This is a genomic window from Methylophilus sp. (assembly GCF_052437885.1).
Classification (GTDB): Bacteria; Pseudomonadota; Gammaproteobacteria; order Burkholderiales; family Methylophilaceae; genus Methylophilus.
The window spans coordinates 1-15453 of the sequence record NZ_JBQVPB010000007.1 but is presented as its reverse complement, the minus strand read 5'-3'; the positions used below and the strand labels follow the sequence as shown (position 1 = coordinate 15453).

The following is a 15453-nucleotide window of genomic DNA, read 5'->3' as shown; positions in this document are numbered from 1 at the left end:
ATTGCGCCTCTTTAATTGGAGATAAACGACTGCATGAAAGTTAAGGTATTTTTAGGTCCGGCGATGCGCAAGGTCAGGCGATACAGCGGTGAGCTGGATTTATCCGGGCAATCCTTGATTTTTGACATGTTGACATCGTTGTATGAACCATCGTTACAACCGCTGGCACTGGCCATCAGGCAGCGGCTGACGTCCAGCTTGGCTGAGCCGGAATTGACTTCAGCATTGCTGTAATTGCACATGCGCTCAACCACATAGCGTATCTCGTTACCCTGGCGGTCTACCCCGTTGCGTATCTCGTCATTACCATCGGTCTGGCTAGGCACCAGGCTACTGTTGCTATTGTCCCAGGTCATGGTGGTGAGCCGGTTACCATCGCAGATCAGCGCATTCGGTTGCGTATCGAACTGGCTGCAAGTCGCGTAATAACCAAGCTGCGGATAATGATTGATACTGTTGACCAGAGACACTTTTTTCGAGATGTTTTCGGTGACGCCTTCCAGGGCCACATTAGAAGTGGCGCTTGCCGTTTGCCTGAACACCATATTGCCGGACAACAGGGCATTGGTATCCACACTGCGTATCAGGGCGACCGATGCGATAGACATGACGGCCAGCGCCAGCAGGGCAAAAAATAACACCAGCCCCCGTTGCCGGGTCGGCAGGTGCGTGCAGGCTGAGCTTAATGGCTTATAAGGCATCGCGGTTCCATAGCAGATTTCTGAGCGGGACTGTGACTTCATAAGTGCGGTAGCGGTAACGTTCCCAGTGCTCGATCTGGTTTAAATTAACATTGGCGGGCGTGGCATCGGCTTTCCATATGCACACTTTATTCAGGCCGGGCGCATTGCCGGTACACTGCTGGCTGACCGCCGCCTTTTGCAGATTGCCATCTCTTGCCACCACGGCGATACGGATGGCGCGGATGCGGTTGCGGTCCTCCAGGGTGATACCTGGACCATAACTACCGCTGGCATCTGTCCACTGGTCTACCCGGTTCAGGTACAAACCTTCAGCGTCTGGCGTATTAGTGACACCATATTGCGCCTGCAAGGCCACAATATCGCTGGCGACCGGCACGGCAACACTGTTGGGGAAAGGGGCAGAGCTCGCCGTACCACCGGTTCTGGTCAGTTCCAGCGTGTCATTCACGCTGTACTCATACTGGTTCCACGCTCCCAGACATGAGAACTTCACCCACTCCACCCCGTTCAGATTGGTCACCGGGTTGGCGGTAGGTGCAGTATTCAGTTCAACCAGCGCATTGATAGTGCGGTCGGCATTCAATCTCTGTATGCGGGCCAGACTACAGTTGGGCGCGACCTGTGATTGATGAAAAAGCACAATGTCATTCACCTGGCAGCCGATCAGCTGGCCGATCAGGGCCGGATTGGTCATATTACCCGTCGCCCGCACAGAGGCGCCGCCGCTGGCCGGGTTACCGTAGCGTATACGCACGACATCACTGCCGGCACCGCCATCAACGATGACCAGCGGTGAAAGATTGATCACCACCCCGGCCTGATTGATAGAGGTGTTGAGGGCGCAGCGCATAGGTGAGGGGTCTGAGCTGTTATACATGGGCAGGCCGAACCCTGCATTCTGTGCGTCGCGCTGCAGGTAATAAAGCGCAAGCACACCACTGGACTGGGCATCGGCACCCCCGGAGATCACGCGTTTGCGTGCTTCAAACCCGCTGAACAGATTGGTGATGGCCAAAGTTGCCACCAGGCCGATCAGCAAGCCGATCAGCAACTCGATCAGGCTCAAGCCTGCCTGCGGGCTGGCCAGTTTTTTCTGCTGTGGGTGGGTGTGCAATAAGCGCGTCATTCTGCAGTCACATCAAATAAATAACTGGAAGCATTCACCTGGTGCGGCGCGCCGCCTGGCACTTGCCAGCCGACGGTGACACTGACCATGCTGTTGGTGAGCGGTGAAAAAGTCAGCGTGCCATTGGGCAACTCGGTCTTGATCGTTTCGCGGTTGACCTGGCTGATATAAGTCGCAGCATCCCCGCCATAAGCCATCATATTGGCCAGGTGGGTTTGCGCGATCAGCTGCGCCTCTGCCCGAAAGCGATTATCACTGCTGTTCTTCATCATCGCCGTTTGCAAGCCCACCAGTGCCAGCACGCCCATACTGAAAATCACCAGTGCCACCAGTGATTCTATAAGCACTGAACCGCGCTGTGATAACTGGCGGCGCACGCTTGTTCTTCTGCTTAAGTGGCTCAGCATGCGCGCACATCTCCTGCTTTAGCAGCGGGGTCACATAGTTTGGTATAGCCGCCGGCAGCCAGCAAGATGCGCAACGCCCTGCGCTCGCTGTCAGTGACCTGCGAATTGCTGATATCTACGCGCGACAGCCCGTCCTGCACGGCAGGGTCTCGCGTGCCAAAACTGGTAAATACCGCGGTGCTGTTATCGGCCACCGCGCTGATATTGGCAGAAGAACCTTCTGTCGCACTTTTGCTGCTGATCACAGCCGGGCAAGTGACGGTAACGGTCTGGCACCCCAGTTGCCAGCTGGAATCACGCTGCAGGACGAACCTGATATTGGCGTTACGCTTGATCGCCTCTGCCCTGGCCTGCTGCAGGCCATTCTTGATGGATTCGGCGACCGACCTGATCTGCGAATTGCCGATAGCTGTCTGGAATGCAGGGATAGCCAGCAACGAGACCGTCATGACGACGACCACCGTCACTATCAGTTCAATCAAGGTGAATCCGCGTTGCGGCATAACCCTTTGCTGCATAGCTAGCAACTACCCGATGAAGAGGTCAACCAGCACGAGCTGCCGGTGGTACCTTCGTATTTTGAAGTCTTGGCGTTATCCTGATTAACGGTGAACTCGAAATTACCCATGTTCTGCGCAGACCTGCCTGTCGCTTTCAGGGTATAGGTAGTCGCCGTCTGGTTGTCTATGGAATAATCAAAGAATCTGGCATCCGCCGGGTTACAGGTAAAACCGATGTAGGTGTAATTATCCTGGTAAAACTGCTCTGCCAGTACCCGGCAATTAGCCAGGTTGGCCGGTGCTTCTACCGAATTGCCGCTTCTGATGTAATTCTGATAACCAGGCACGGCAATGCTGGCCAATATGCCCAAAATGGCGACCACTACCATGACTTCGACCAGGCTGAACCCGTGTTGCACTGAGCTGCGCATCATATAGACACCTTTTTTACGATGCGCCCATCATGCGAACTGTACAGACGTATGTCCAGCGCCGGCTGACCAGCGGCGATGTTCAGCCGACAAGCGGTCACACACGCACGCCATCAAGCGCTTGCGGTTTAGTGATAAAATGCAGGTCTGTTTAAATCGGACTGTGAATTATGCTTTCGTTCTGGACGCGACTATTAGCGCTAAGCCTGTTATTGGCACAATTAAGCGCGTGCGGGCTCAAGGGTGATTTATATATTCCCGAACGCCAGTACCCTCAACCTCAACCAAAAACCCCTGCCCAGTGACTGCTTTCAATACCCAACATGGCCTGCTACATGCCGAAAATGTAGCTTTGCGCGATATCGCCGCACAACACCAGACCCCGACCTACGTTTATTCCAGAAGCGCGCTGACCGACACATTCCAGCGTTTTCAGGCCGGGTTGCTGGGGCATGAGCACCTGATCTGTTTTGCGGTGAAAGCCAACCCCAGCCTTGCCATCCTCAACCTGTTCGCCCGTCTGGGCGCAGGTTTTGACATCGTCTCGGGCGGTGAGCTGGCACGCGTGATCGCCGCCGGCGGGGACCCGAAAAAAGTGGTGTTCTCCGGCGTGGGTAAATCGCACAGCGAGATCCGCGCTGCACTGCAAGCCGGCATTCTTTGCTTTAACGTGGAATCCATCAACGAATTACACCGTATCCAGCAGGTGGCCGCCGAAACCGGCACCATCGCCCCGGTTTCATTGCGCGTGAACCCGAATGTAGATGCAAAGACCCACCCATATATCTCCACCGGCCTCAAGAACAACAAGTTCGGCGTGGCGTTTGAAGATGCGCTGGACCTGTACCAGCAAGCGGCCAGCATGCCGAATATCGCGGTGCATGGCGTCGATTGCCACATAGGCTCGCAGATCACCGAGTTATCGCCTTTTCTGGATGCGCTGGATAAAGTGCTGGGCCTGGTGGATGCCCTGGCACAACGCAATATCCATATCCGGCATATCGATGTCGGTGGTGGCGTAGGCATCACCTACAGCGACGAGACCCCGCCCGATTTTGCCACCTACACCGCAGCCATCATGCAAAAACTGGCAGGTCGTGGCGTGAAAGTGCTGTTCGAGCCTGGCCGTGCCCTGGTTGGCAATGCCGGCGTATTGCTGACCAAAGTGGAATATTTAAAACCGGGCGAGAGCAAGAACTTTGCCATCGTCGATGCCGCCATGAACGACCTGATGCGCCCGGCGCTGTATGATGCCTACCACAACATCACCACCATTGCCGCCTCTTCAGCCCAGGCACAGATCTATGAAGTCGTGGGCCCGGTCTGCGAAAGTGGTGATTTTCTCGGCCATGACCGCCAGCTGGCGATAGACGAAGGTGATTACCTGGCCATACACTCTGCCGGGGCATATGGCATGAGCATGTCCAGCAACTACAACACGCGTGCACGCGCGGCAGAGGTGCTGGTGGATGGCGACCAGGTACATGTGATCCGCGAACGCGAGCAGATCGCCGACCTGTTTAAACTGGAGCGTACCCTGCCCTAGCGCTGCGTAGCGAATGCCCAATAAAAAACCGAAGCTTCAAGCTTCGGTTTTTTATTGGCGGCAGATATTCAGCTAGTCAAAGATCACCGTCTTGTTCGCATAGAGCAGGATGCGGTGCTCTATATGCCAGCGCACGGCTTTCGATAATACGATACGCTCCAGGTCTCTGCCCTTCTGGATCAGGTCTTCCACCTGGTCGCGGTGCGAGATGCGCGCCAGGTCCTGCTCAATGATAGGCCCTTCATCCAGCACTTCGGTGACATAGTGGCTGGTGGCCCCTATCAGTTTCACGCCACGCTCGAATGCCCTGTGGTATGGGCGCGCACCGATAAAAGCCGGCAGGAAAGAATGGTGGATATTGATGATTCTTTGTGGGTACCTGGCCACAAACTCTGGTGACAAAATCTGCATGTAACGCGCCAGCACGATCAGATCGATCTGGTAGCGATCGAATAATGCGAATTGTTGCGCTTCTATCTCAGGCTTGGTTTCCCTGGTCATGGGCAGATAATGGAAATCTATGCCATAAAACGCCGCCAGCTTTTCCGTGTCTTTATGGTTACTGATGATCAGCGGAATATCACAAGCCAGTTCACCGCTATGGTGCCTGTGCAACAAGTCTGCCAGGCAATGGTCATATTGCGAGACCATGATGGCCATACGGGTCTTTTGTTCGGAAAGTTTCAATTGCCAGGTCATGGCAAAGCGCTGGGCAACCGGGGCAAATGCCTGCTCAAAATCAGCCACCGCCACGTTGAAATCACTGAGATCCCACTCGACCCGCATTAAAAACAGATTATTTTCCGCATCCTGATGCTGGTCTGCGTGTAAAATATTGGCATTGTGCTCATACAGAAATTGCGCAATCGCCGCCACAATCCCTTTGGTATCCGGGCAGGTAATCAGCAAAGTAGCAGTGTTTTTCATAACTTTTGGCGGGTAACTGGCAACAAAACGCCGATTATACCTGATGCATGCTAGACCTTGGCATACACTGGCGCAAATGCAGCGACCTCCGACACGGAATTGATTTATGCAAACAAATGACTCACCGAATATCGTACTCGCTAACCCGCGCGGATTCTGCGCCGGGGTAGACCGCGCCATCATTATTGTCGAACAGGCCCTGGAAAAATTCGGCGCGCCTATCTATGTGCGCAACGAAGTGGTGCATAACAAATTCGTGGTCGGCCAACTGCGCGAAAAAGGCGCTATCTTTGTTGATGAGCTGGAAAAGATTCCGGCAGGCAATATCGTTATTTTCAGTGCGCACGGCGTTTCCAAAGCGGTGCGCGCAGAGGCAGAGTCACGCGGGCTGACCGCTTTTGATGCGACCTGCCCACTGGTGACCAAGGTGCATATCGAAGTCGCCAAGATGCGTAAAGAAGGCCTGGAGATCATCATGATAGGCCATAAAGGCCACCCGGAAGTCGAGGGCACCATGGGTCAATCCGAAGCCGGCGGCATGTATCTGGTGGAAACGCCTGAGGACGTGACTGCCCTGCAAGTGGCTGACCCTGAAAAACTGGCCTTTGTCACACAAACCACGCTATCGGTTGACGATGCCACGCAAGTGATCAACGCATTAAAAACGCGCTTTCCGAATATCAAAGCGCCTAAAAGCGATGATATCTGCTACGCCACGCAAAACCGTCAGGACGCAGTCAAGATCATGGCCAGGGATTGCGACCTGGTGATCATTGTCGGCTCGCCTAACAGCTCCAACTCCAACCGCTTGCGTGAAGTGGCTAAAAACCAGGGCGTGGAAGCCTATATGGTGGATAACGCCAGCCTGCTGCAGCCGGAATGGTTAAAAGGTAAAACAAAAATAGGGATCTCAGCCGGCGCTTCCGCGCCTGAAGTCCTGGTCAAGGAAGTCATACAGGCCTTGCATGCCATGGGTGCAGCCCAGGTCGAAGAACTGCAGGGCGTGGTCGAGAATGTGGTGTTCCAGCTACCGAAAAACCTGGTCAATGCTGAGAAACGCCGTCAAACCCCCACTACCCCTTAAGCAGCAGGCTCTGCAGAAGCGGGTCGCCAATTGCGCCAGGTTCTCATGTTATCCAGTGCGTCACTGCCAGCGGTGACAGGCAAAAAAAACCCAAACACTAGGTCTGGGCTCAAGCAATATCCTCGGGAAAGGATAATTAGGGGAAAAATTGCTCATTGTTGTTATGCAATAACTCGATCACATCGTGATTCTTGAGATGACGAAACCACTGATCTCACACCTGCAATTAAATAGTATATAAATTAGATAGCATTTAATATGCCAGGCTGAAGGCTGACGCAAGCCTCTGATTTTTATCATTAAATAACAGAATTAACAAATCCGCGCCTGAGCAGCGGTTGTTTTAAACCACCAGTTTGGCTTATAAAAACCAAACTGGCGGCCTACTCAAACTTTACGGCGGCGTTCGTCAGTGAACATGGGGAACAACAAAGGCAGCAGTAACAGCGTGAACAGCGTGGCTGTGACCAGGCCGCCCACGATCACGACTGCGAATGGCCTTTGCGTTTCTGAACCTATGCCATGCGACAGGGCGGCCGGCATCAGGCCTATGCCCGCCATGAGCGCGGTCATCAGGATAGGGCGCAAGCGTGCGACCGCGCCTTCGATCACCGCTTCGCTGGCACGTTTGCCTTCGCGCATCAGATGTTTCATCTGCTCGACCATGATCACGCCGTTCTGCACCGAGATACCGGCCAGCGCGATAAAGCCTACCGCGGCAGAAACAGATAAATGCAGGCCTGCCACCGCCAGCCCGGCCAAACCACCGACCAGCGCGAACGGGATCATCAGCAAAACCAGCAACGCGTTCTTCACCGACTTGAATGCCCAGAACAGCAGCACAAAGATCAATAGCACAGACAGCGGCACTATCACCATCAGGCGCTTCATCGCGCGCTGCTGGTTCTCAAATTGCCCGCCCCAGGTCATGGTATAACCAGGCGGCAGTTTGACGCGCTCCTTGACTGTCTGCATGGCTTCCTGCACAAAGCTGCCCTGGTCGCGGTCGGTGATATTGGCCTTGATGGATACGATGCGCGAACCTGCTTCGCGGCTGACGCGCGAGGCACCCTGTTTGATAGTCACTTCGGCCACTTCGCTGAGCGGTATGCTGCCGGCGCCATTCGGCAGTGCGATAGGCAGCTCATCGATATCATCCACCGAGTCGCGATACGACCTTTCCAGGCGCAAGGTGACATCAAAATGGCGGTCGCCGTCATAAAAGGTATTGGCGGCATTGCCGGCCAGTGCGGTCTGTACGGTGTTGTTGACATCGTCGACCAGCAGGCCATAGCGCGCCAGCTGACTGCGGTTCAGCGTGATGTCCAGCTCAGAGTTGCCTGAGATCCTCACCGCGGCCACGTCGGTGGCGCCGCGCACTCTATTCATGGCATCCACCACTTCTGCCGCTTTCTGCTCGAGTATGCTCAGGTCACGACCAAAGATCTTGACTGCGATCTCACCTTTTACGCCGGACAAGGCTTCTTCTACACTGTCTTGTATCACCTGCGAAAAATTGGTCGGGATACCGGGAATTTCATGGATACGCCGTGAAATATCCTTGATCAGGCTTTCTTTATCGGCGAAATGCCATTCGCTATGCGGTTTGAGGTCGGCCAGGATCTCCATATGATACGGCCCTTTGGGGTCGGTGCCATCATCCGGCCGCCCGACGTGCGCCACCACCAGCCTGACTTCCTGGTAACTGTTGAGGATATGGCGTATATGCCGTTCGACTTCCTTGGTTTTCTCCAGACTGGCAGAGGGAGGCAGATCCACGGTCAGCCAGATATTGCCTTCATCCAGCTTGGGCAAGAACTCTGAACCCAGCATGGGCGCGCACAACATCGCCAACACCAGCACCGCGACAGACACCAGCACCACCAGCTTTCTGGCGCTGGCGCTCTTGAGCAATATCTTACGGTAGGCGTCCTGGATATTCTGCATCCAGGTGCTATGTTTTTCTGCCATATCCTCACGTTTCATGGTGTAGGAGAGCAAGGCGGGCACCAGGGTCAGGGTCAGCAAAATAGCACCCAACAGGGCAAAACTCAGGGTAAAGGCCATGGGCGAGAAGATTTTGCCTTCCACCCGCTGGAAAGTAAAGATAGGCAGGAAAGCGGTGATGATGATGGCTTTGGAAAACAGGATAGGGTGACCCATATCGATGGCGGTATTTTTCAGCGTCTGCATGCGCCAGGCCAGGCCGGAATGGGCCGGATTGTTGTCTGTTTCGGCCACCGCCAGCCGCACCATCAGCGCTTCTACCAGCACCACTGCACTGTCTATGATGATGCCGAAATCGACGGCACCCAGCGAGATCAGGTTGGCAGACACACCGCGGAGATCCATGACGATAAACGCAAACAATAACGATAAGGGGATCACCGAAGCGACGATCAGGGCCGCCCGCCAGTTACGCAAGAAAATGATCAGGATGGCGACCACCAGCAGCGCGCCTACGATCAGGTTTTCGGAAACGGTATGCACAGTGTGGTCCACCAGCCCGGTACGGTCATAAAACGGTACGATCTTTACGCCGTCTGGCAGGGTCTGGTTGACCTGCACCACCTTCTCACGCAAGGCTTCAATCACTTTGGCCGCATTCTGGCCCTTGGTCATCAGAATGATGCCTTCTATGATGTCGTCCTGCTGATTGAATGACACGATGCCAGAGCGCGGGCGGTCGCCAACGGTGACTTCACCGAGATCGCCGATCAGGATAGGCTTGCCATCGCGGGTATCGACCACAGACTGCGCGATATCATCCACATTGCGATAAAGGCCTATGCCGCGCACCACCAGCGATTCGTCGCCCCTGTGCATCAAGCCGCCACCGGCATTACTGCTGTTATGGCTGACGGCCTGGTTGACCTGGTCTATGCTGACTGCGAATTTTTTGAGCAGATGCGGGTCCAGCTTGATCTGGTACTCTTTGACCGCGCCGCCAAAACTGGTGATATCGGCCACGCCAGGCACCATGCGCAACTGCGGGATGATCTTCCAGTCCTGGATAGCACGTACCTCGCGCTGCGGCATGTCTTTTGGTGCCTCGACCAGGTAGCGGTAGATCTCGCCTACCGCGGTGGTCAGCGGCGCCAGTGTCGGCTGCAGATCGTTAGGCAGACTCACGCCCTGCAAGCGCTCCAGCACCTGCTGCCTGGCGAAATAATCGGCGGTGTTTTCGGAAAAGGTCAGCGTCACCACCGACAACCCGGTGATAGAGACCGAACGTATCTGCGTCAGGCCAGGTACACCACTCATGCCATGCTCTATCGGTAACGAGACAACGCGCTCGACTTCTTCCGGCGCCATGCCGGGCGATTGCGTCACGATCACCACGTGTACATCTTCCACGTCGGGGAAAGATTCTATCGGCAGGTTCTGCACCGCGAACCAGCCGAATATCATCAACACCACCGCGCCTATCAGCAGAAACACGCGCTGTTGCAGAGAGAAAGTGATTAACCCTTTTAACATGTCTGGCTTTCAATGTACCGGTGCATGGCGCAGCGGACTTTGGTTGAGGATGGCGTGACTGGCAACGCTATTTATTCACCGACAGATCGGAATTCAGCAGGATAGCGCCGCCGGTGACTACCCGTTCGCCAGGCTGCAAGCCTTGCTTGACGGTGGCGTACTCCCTGCGCTGCACATCCAGCGTGACCGCCCGCTTTCTGAAATGCAGCGGACGCTCTTCAACAAACACGTAGCTATACAGGCCTTCGGTGATCAGCGCGCTATTGGGCAGGCGTATGACCTTGTGCCGGCTGTTATCCAGCGGTGTGATACGTGCATACATTTCCGGCTTGAGTTTGCCTTTACTCTCGATCACGCAGCGCACAGGGATGCGCCTGGTGGTGGTATCCACCATCACGCCTATGGTTCTCACCTCGCCGCTGAACACCTCATCCGGGTAGGCATCCACCTGCACACTGACTTTCTGCCCTTGCGTGATGCGGCTCAGGTCGCGTTCCGGCAGATCGATACTGGCCCACAGATTGGTGGGGTCAGTCACGATAAACAAAGGGTCGGCTGCATCTGGCCTGATCTCGCTACCCGGGTTGATCTTGCGGTCTACCACCGTGCCGCTGATAGGCGAGCGTAAAGCATAATTATCATTGCCGGCCGTGGAAACACCCAGATTTCTCAGCCGTGCTACGGCGCGGTCTGATTCGGCACGAGCCAGGGAAAAATCTGCCTGCGAAGTCTCCACTTCTTTTTTGGCAAGCACGCCGCCTTCCATCAACATGCGGTTGCGATCCAGCACCTGCTGTTTACGCTGCAGATCGACTTGCGCCTTGCGGGCATCGGCCACGGCGCCGCCCACATCCGGCGAATCCATCACCAGCAAGGCCTGCCCGGCTTTGACCTGGTCACCCACTTGCGCCTTGATCGCCATGGCGCGGCCAGCAACCGGCGAAAAAACGCGCGCCGTGCGGTTCTCATCGAGCATGATCTTGCCATTGAGCGGCTCTGTCACCGGCACCGGGATCTCGGTCACCGCTTCCACCTTCAGACTGGCGACCTGTGGCGACCCGGCTGTGAGCACGATCTCGTTGGCTACGCGCGCTGTCGCTGCATTTTTCTCTGCAGCATGTGTGGTCTGGGCTGAACACGCCAGGCCGGTCAGCAGCACCAGCCAGCCAGCCAATCGCCGTTCAGGCGCATTCAGGATTAAGGGTAAACGCATCTGGTATAGGGTGGTTTTCATGGTCATGGTGTATTAAAAACTTGATGGGTAGCCGCCAGCCAGGCAAACAGAGACTTGGCATAATCGGCTTTGACACTGGCTGATTCGAGCTGCAGAGCGCGCAGGATACGCCTGGCATCCAGCAGGTCCATCACGCTCATGGCGCCGTGCTGATAGGCGAATTCGGCGGCGTCAGAGGCTTTTTGCGCCTCGGTCAGGATATTCTGGTCAAAGCGACGGTTTTTATCGATGGCCGCTTCCAGGTCGGCTTTGGCACTGCGCATCTCAGCCAGTGCCGCAGCTTTCACCTGTTCTCTGGCGTCGGTGGCGGCGTTGTAATCGACTTCGGCACGCGCCGCTTCGCCCTCATACTGATAGTTGGTGAACAAGGGGATACTCACTGTTGCGCCTACGGTATCCGGCCCGGACCCAGGTTCTTGCCCGGGAAAATGCTGGTAAGCCAGTGACCAGGTCAGGTCTCTGGTTTTGAGGGATTCAGCCAGTTTTCTGGCTTCTTGCGCCTGCTGCATGCGCACCTCGGCGGCCCGGATATCTGAACGCTCTGTCAACCAGGTGTCGCCCTCATGCACGGCGGATTCGGCGCCTGGCGTCGGCCATGGGTCGGCCACATACAGCGCGGCCGCATCCTGATCTTTACCGATCAAATAAGCCAGCTGCGCCTGCGCTTTCTGCAAGCCCGCTTGCGCCTGACGCAGATCATTCTTGCCGCGCAGGGCATCTACCCGTATGCGCGCTACATCAGCCGAAGCGACATCGCCGGCCTTGAGACGAAACTCGGCTGCCTGCAAGGTCTTGTCATACAGGCCTACATTCAGTTGCTGTATCTCTACCGTCTCTTGCGCCAGCTTGAGGTCATAATAAGCGGTCGCCATTGCCAGCGCCTGCTTGCGATAAGTCTCTTTTAAATCGAATTCAGACGCTTTGACCGCATTTTCAGCGACAGAAGTGCGCAGCTCGCGTTTATTGCCGCGCTCGTATAACTGGCTGACCTGTAGCGTGGAATTGTAGGTTTTGTCCCATAGGCCGTTGCTGCCATTCTGGTTGTTATTGCCCTGGCCACGGTTGAGGTTGAGGCTGGAGACACCGACAGACAAGACCGGGTTGGGGCGCTGACCGGCGATCAGGGTATCTGCCTCAGCCGATTGCAGCGAGCGTTTGGCGGCCAGCAGCTCGCGGCTGTAACCGGCAAACAACTGCTCGGCCTGCGGCAGGGTCAAATGATCAAGCGGGATAGTTTGTAAATCGGCTACCGCTGCACTCTCTGCATAAAGGGGGGGCATCCAGACCGCTAACAACACACAGCAAACAAACCTTGATTGACGCCACAGCATTGAAGATACCCTTTATGTGCTAGCCGTTATTTTGCAATCATAATACCGCGTATCGCTTACGACAATCTTTCAAAAAAACGGCCTTTCGCATGGCAGTTGTGACGACAACAAGCATAGACAATAGCGGCCCATTTCATGGACAATGTCCGCATGACCCAGCCTTACAAAACCCCGGTTTCCGCCCTAGTCCTGATATACACGCCCGAGCTGCAGATATTGTTACTGGAACGTGCCGATAAAGCCGGCTACTGGCAATCTGTCACCGGCAGCATAGAAGGCAATGAGACCCCGGCAGAAGCCGCCGTGCGCGAAGTAAGGGAAGAAACCGGGCTGGATGCGCTGGCCTATGATTTTCAGGACTGGCAGACCAGCAATGTTTACCAGATCTACCCGCACTGGCGCCATCGTTATGCGCCCGGCGTGGTTGAAAATACCGAGCACCTGTTTGGTTTATGTGTCCCTTCTGCGTTAGCGGTGACTCTGGCTGCAGACGAGCATGTGCGCTATGAATGGCTGGACTGGCGCGATGCTGCCAAAAAAGTATTTAGCTGGACTAACGAAGACGCCTTGAAAAAACTGGGTGAGCGCCACCATCTAGTATTATGAGTACCTTATATGATTAGGATTTATCCGATTGGGATAAATCTTAATTTGGATTTATCCGATTTGGATAAATCGTGATCGGCTGTAAAATACCATTTTTATGAAAGCCGGGCTGGGCCCGACATCTGAAAAGCATGCAAACTGCCACCATTCAATTTGAGAAATTCCAAACCGCGCAAGACGATGATTGTCAGGCGCGTATTCTGGCTGCACGCAAGAAACTGGGCAAGCGCCTGGTGATACTCGGCCACCACTACCAGCATGAAAGCGTGTACCGTCATGCCGATTTCTCAGGTGACTCGCTCAAGCTCTCAAAATATTGCGAAAGCCTGGATGCCGAATACATCGTTTTCCTCGGCGTGCACTTTATGGCCGAAGTGGCTGATATCCTGAGCCGCCCCGAGCAGATCGTCGTATTACCCGACCTGGCTGCCGGCTGTTCAATGGCGGATATGGCCAACCTGGCCAAAGTAGAGCGCAGCTACCGCGAGCTGAGCAAAGTGCTGGACTTTGACCAGACCATCACCCCGGTCACCTACATCAACTCCGCTGCCGACCTGAAAGCGTTCTGCGGCGAGCATGGCGGCATCGTCTGCACCAGCACCAACGCACCCAAGATTCTGGAATGGGGTTTTAGCCAGCGCGAAAAGATCCTGTTCTTCCCCGACCAGCACCTGGGTCGCTGGAGTGGCTACAAAATGGGTATCCCGCTGGAGCAAATGCCGGTGTGGGACCCAGACCTGCCCATGGGCGGCCTGACCGAGCAGCAGATCAGGGATGCCAAGATCCTGTTATGGAAAGGCCACTGCTCGGTGCACCAGATGTTCCGCAAACAGAATATCGAACAATTCCGCGCTCAGCACCCGGATGGCAAAGTCATTTCGCACCCTGAAACCGCTTTTGAAGTGTGTATCAACTCTGACTATGTCGGTTCCACCGAATATATACTGCGCACCGTCAGCGAAGCCGAGCCCGGCACTAAATGGCTGGTCGGCACCGAACTCAACCTGGTCACCCGCCTGGCCGAAGAAATGAAACCGCAAAACAAACTGGTGCAGTTTATGAGCCACGTCGTCTGCGAATGCTCGACCATGGCCCGTATCGACCCGCAACACCTGGCCTGGTGCCTGGAAAACCTGGCAGAAGGCAATGTCGTAAACCAGATCAAAGTACCGGAACATGAAGCCAAACTGGCTAAATTGACGCTGGACAGAATGCTGGCGGTCTCCTGATGACAGACTGTGCGCTGTGCGCGCCTGCCCCGCAAGATATCCTGTGGCAGGATGACTTCTGCCGCGTAGTGCTGCTCAATGATGCTGATTACCCGGCTTACTGCCGTGTCGAATTATCAGCGCATATCAAGGAAATGACCGACCTGCCCCCGGCAGACCGCGCACGCACCATGCGCGTGGTGTTTGCGGTAGAGGCAGCACTGCGGGAGACCATACAGCCGGACAAGGTCAACCTGGCCAGTTTAGGCAATAAGACGCCACATCTGCATTGGCACGTGATCCCACGATTCGAGAGTGACAGGCACTTTCCGAATAGCCATTGGGCAGAGCCAGTCAGGGATTCCGAGGTGCAAGGGCTGAGTAAGGCGGTTAGGGATCAGTTGCAGAGGGTGGTGTCGGAGCGGGTGGAATGTGCGCTAGAGGGTTAGGTAGACTTTTGCAATCTACACTTTTGTAATATACGTTTGTTCATCGCGATCTTTTACCGCTGCTTTTCGTCTCTACGTAAGTTTCTTTTCTTTGCTTTCACAAACTATGCCGACCTTGCAAAGTGAGTGATGCTCTATCTGTGAAGTTCTAATCGGTATTTCTTTGAATGGCTCAGCGCTCTGTTTGAGGTATGTTCGAGCTCTGTTTCGGCATTTTCTTTCGCCTCTAGGCGAGTTACTTTTCTTTGCTTGCCCAAAGAAAACGTAACCAAAAGAAATGCACCCTAGCTTCCGCTTGTTTCCTGCGTTGCTCATCAGCGTGGGCGTCCAACGAAACTCGCCCTAGCGGCTTGCACACTGCGCAAGCCACCGCGGAACTCGAACAGACGCTGGCCGACCCCTCCCACGCTGACTGCGCTA

The 15453-nt window shown here is 55.1% G+C and carries 15 protein-coding genes; 6 read left to right on the top strand and 9 right to left on the bottom strand.

Features of this window, described 5'->3' with window-relative positions; translation table 11 throughout:
* Positions 1 to 11: 11 nt before the first annotated feature.
* The 5 genes from ACT6RZ_RS08820 to ACT6RZ_RS08800 are packed head-to-tail and all read right to left on the bottom strand — an operon-like array spanning position 12 to position 3171.
* Positions 12 to 701 (bottom strand): pilus assembly PilX family protein, encoded by a 690-nt coding sequence (locus ACT6RZ_RS08820; protein WP_444701753.1) that lies wholly within the window; start codon positions 699 to 701, stop codon positions 12 to 14.
* Positions 691 to 1830 (bottom strand): PilW family protein, encoded by a 1140-nt coding sequence (locus tag ACT6RZ_RS08815; RefSeq protein WP_444701752.1) that lies wholly within the window; start codon positions 1828 to 1830, stop codon positions 691 to 693. The genes ACT6RZ_RS08820 and ACT6RZ_RS08815 overlap by 11 nt, the downstream gene beginning before the upstream one ends.
* The gene (locus tag ACT6RZ_RS08810; RefSeq protein ID WP_444701751.1) at positions 1827 to 2237 is read right to left on the bottom strand and encodes a type IV pilus modification PilV family protein; all 411 of its coding nucleotides are present in this window, start codon (positions 2235 to 2237) and stop codon (positions 1827 to 1829) included. Before ACT6RZ_RS08810 ends, ACT6RZ_RS08815 begins: the two co-directional genes overlap by 4 nt.
* Positions 2231 to 2740 carry a GspH/FimT family pseudopilin gene (locus tag ACT6RZ_RS08805; RefSeq protein WP_444701750.1) on the bottom strand — a complete coding sequence of 170 codons (510 nt, stop codon included), beginning with the start codon at positions 2738 to 2740 and terminating at the stop codon, positions 2231 to 2233. Before ACT6RZ_RS08805 ends, ACT6RZ_RS08810 begins: the two co-directional genes overlap by 7 nt.
* Before the next feature lie 17 nt (positions 2741 to 2757).
* Complete coding sequence (locus ACT6RZ_RS08800) at positions 2758 to 3171, bottom strand: type IV pilin protein (RefSeq protein WP_444701749.1); 414 nt, start codon at positions 3169 to 3171, stop codon at positions 2758 to 2760.
* 167 nt (positions 3172 to 3338) lie between these two features.
* On the opposite strand from ACT6RZ_RS08800, the gene lptM reads away from it, so the two are divergent.
* Both lptM and lysA read left to right on the top strand, forming a co-directional pair.
* On the top strand, positions 3339 to 3473 hold the full coding sequence (gene lptM / locus ACT6RZ_RS08795) for an LPS translocon maturation chaperone LptM (protein ID WP_379058604.1): 135 nt from the start codon (positions 3339 to 3341) through the stop codon (positions 3471 to 3473).
* Positions 3470 to 4714 carry a diaminopimelate decarboxylase gene (lysA, locus tag ACT6RZ_RS08790; protein ID WP_444701748.1) on the top strand — a complete coding sequence of 415 codons (1245 nt, stop codon included), beginning with the start codon at positions 3470 to 3472 and terminating at the stop codon, positions 4712 to 4714. Before lptM ends, lysA begins: the two co-directional genes overlap by 4 nt.
* Before the next feature lie 72 nt (positions 4715 to 4786).
* Here the strand turns inward: lysA and purU are convergent, their stop codons facing one another.
* Positions 4787 to 5641 carry a formyltetrahydrofolate deformylase gene (gene purU / locus ACT6RZ_RS08785; RefSeq protein WP_444701747.1) on the bottom strand — a complete coding sequence of 285 codons (855 nt, stop codon included), beginning with the start codon at positions 5639 to 5641 and terminating at the stop codon, positions 4787 to 4789.
* A 106-nt stretch (positions 5642 to 5747) separates the two neighbouring features.
* Here purU and ispH point away from each other — a divergent pair, with 106 nt between their 5' ends.
* A complete protein-coding gene (ispH, locus tag ACT6RZ_RS08780) occupies positions 5748 to 6725 on the top strand; it encodes a 4-hydroxy-3-methylbut-2-enyl diphosphate reductase (RefSeq protein WP_444701746.1) in 978 nt (325 codons plus the stop codon).
* 387 nt (positions 6726 to 7112) lie between these two features.
* Here the strand turns inward: ispH and ACT6RZ_RS08775 are convergent, their stop codons facing one another.
* The 3 genes from ACT6RZ_RS08775 to ACT6RZ_RS08765 form a co-directional block, all read right to left on the bottom strand.
* Complete coding sequence (locus ACT6RZ_RS08775) at positions 7113 to 10205, bottom strand: efflux RND transporter permease subunit (RefSeq protein WP_444701745.1); 3093 nt, start codon at positions 10203 to 10205, stop codon at positions 7113 to 7115.
* 67 nt (positions 10206 to 10272) lie between these two features.
* Positions 10273 to 11439: an efflux RND transporter periplasmic adaptor subunit gene (locus tag ACT6RZ_RS08770; RefSeq protein ID WP_444701743.1), complete on the bottom strand. Its 1167-nt coding sequence runs from the start codon at positions 11437 to 11439 to the stop codon at positions 10273 to 10275.
* Positions 11440 to 11441: 2 nt separating this feature from the next.
* Positions 11442 to 12719: a TolC family protein gene (locus ACT6RZ_RS08765; protein WP_444701742.1), complete on the bottom strand. Its 1278-nt coding sequence runs from the start codon at positions 12717 to 12719 to the stop codon at positions 11442 to 11444.
* 201 nt (positions 12720 to 12920) lie between these two features.
* Between ACT6RZ_RS08765 and nudB the strand changes: the two genes are divergently transcribed.
* The 3 genes from nudB (at position 12921) to ACT6RZ_RS08750 (ending at position 15033) form a co-directional block, all read left to right on the top strand.
* Positions 12921 to 13376 carry a dihydroneopterin triphosphate diphosphatase gene (gene nudB / locus ACT6RZ_RS08760; protein WP_444701870.1) on the top strand — a complete coding sequence of 152 codons (456 nt, stop codon included), beginning with the start codon at positions 12921 to 12923 and terminating at the stop codon, positions 13374 to 13376.
* Between the two features lie 131 nt (positions 13377 to 13507).
* Positions 13508 to 14605 (top strand): quinolinate synthase NadA, encoded by a 1098-nt coding sequence (nadA, locus tag ACT6RZ_RS08755; protein WP_444701741.1) that lies wholly within the window; start codon positions 13508 to 13510, stop codon positions 14603 to 14605.
* The gene (locus tag ACT6RZ_RS08750; RefSeq protein ID WP_444701740.1) at positions 14605 to 15033 is read left to right on the top strand and encodes an HIT family protein; all 429 of its coding nucleotides are present in this window, start codon (positions 14605 to 14607) and stop codon (positions 15031 to 15033) included. The genes nadA and ACT6RZ_RS08750 overlap by 1 nt, the downstream gene beginning before the upstream one ends.
* Positions 15034 to 15453: the final 420 nt, after the last annotated feature.

Coding starts and splice junctions, on each gene's coding strand:
- ACT6RZ_RS08820 (WP_444701753.1), bottom strand. CDS start 701: ATGCCTTATAAGCCATTAAGCTCAGCCTGCACGCACCTGCCGACCCGG.
- ACT6RZ_RS08815 (WP_444701752.1), bottom strand. CDS start 1,830: ATGACGCGCTTATTGCACACCCACCCACAGCAGAAAAAACTGGCCAGC.
- ACT6RZ_RS08810 (WP_444701751.1), bottom strand. CDS start 2,237: ATGCTGAGCCACTTAAGCAGAAGAACAAGCGTGCGCCGCCAGTTATCA.
- ACT6RZ_RS08805 (WP_444701750.1), bottom strand. CDS start 2,740: ATGCCGCAACGCGGATTCACCTTGATTGAACTGATAGTGACGGTGGTC.
- ACT6RZ_RS08800 (WP_444701749.1), bottom strand. CDS start 3,171: ATGATGCGCAGCTCAGTGCAACACGGGTTCAGCCTGGTCGAAGTCATG.
- lptM (WP_379058604.1), top strand. CDS start 3,339: ATGCTTTCGTTCTGGACGCGACTATTAGCGCTAAGCCTGTTATTGGCA.
- purU (WP_444701747.1), bottom strand. CDS start 5,641: ATGAAAAACACTGCTACTTTGCTGATTACCTGCCCGGATACCAAAGGG.
- ispH (WP_444701746.1), top strand. CDS start 5,748: ATGCAAACAAATGACTCACCGAATATCGTACTCGCTAACCCGCGCGGA.
- ACT6RZ_RS08775 (WP_444701745.1), bottom strand. CDS start 10,205: ATGTTAAAAGGGTTAATCACTTTCTCTCTGCAACAGCGCGTGTTTCTG.
- ACT6RZ_RS08770 (WP_444701743.1), bottom strand. CDS start 11,439: ATGAAAACCACCCTATACCAGATGCGTTTACCCTTAATCCTGAATGCG.
- ACT6RZ_RS08765 (WP_444701742.1), bottom strand. CDS start 12,719: ATGCCCCCCCTTTATGCAGAGAGTGCAGCGGTAGCCGATTTACAAACT.
- nudB (WP_444701870.1), top strand. CDS start 12,921: ATGACCCAGCCTTACAAAACCCCGGTTTCCGCCCTAGTCCTGATATAC.
- nadA (WP_444701741.1), top strand. CDS start 13,508: ATGCAAACTGCCACCATTCAATTTGAGAAATTCCAAACCGCGCAAGAC.
- ACT6RZ_RS08750 (WP_444701740.1), top strand. CDS start 14,605: ATGACAGACTGTGCGCTGTGCGCGCCTGCCCCGCAAGATATCCTGTGG.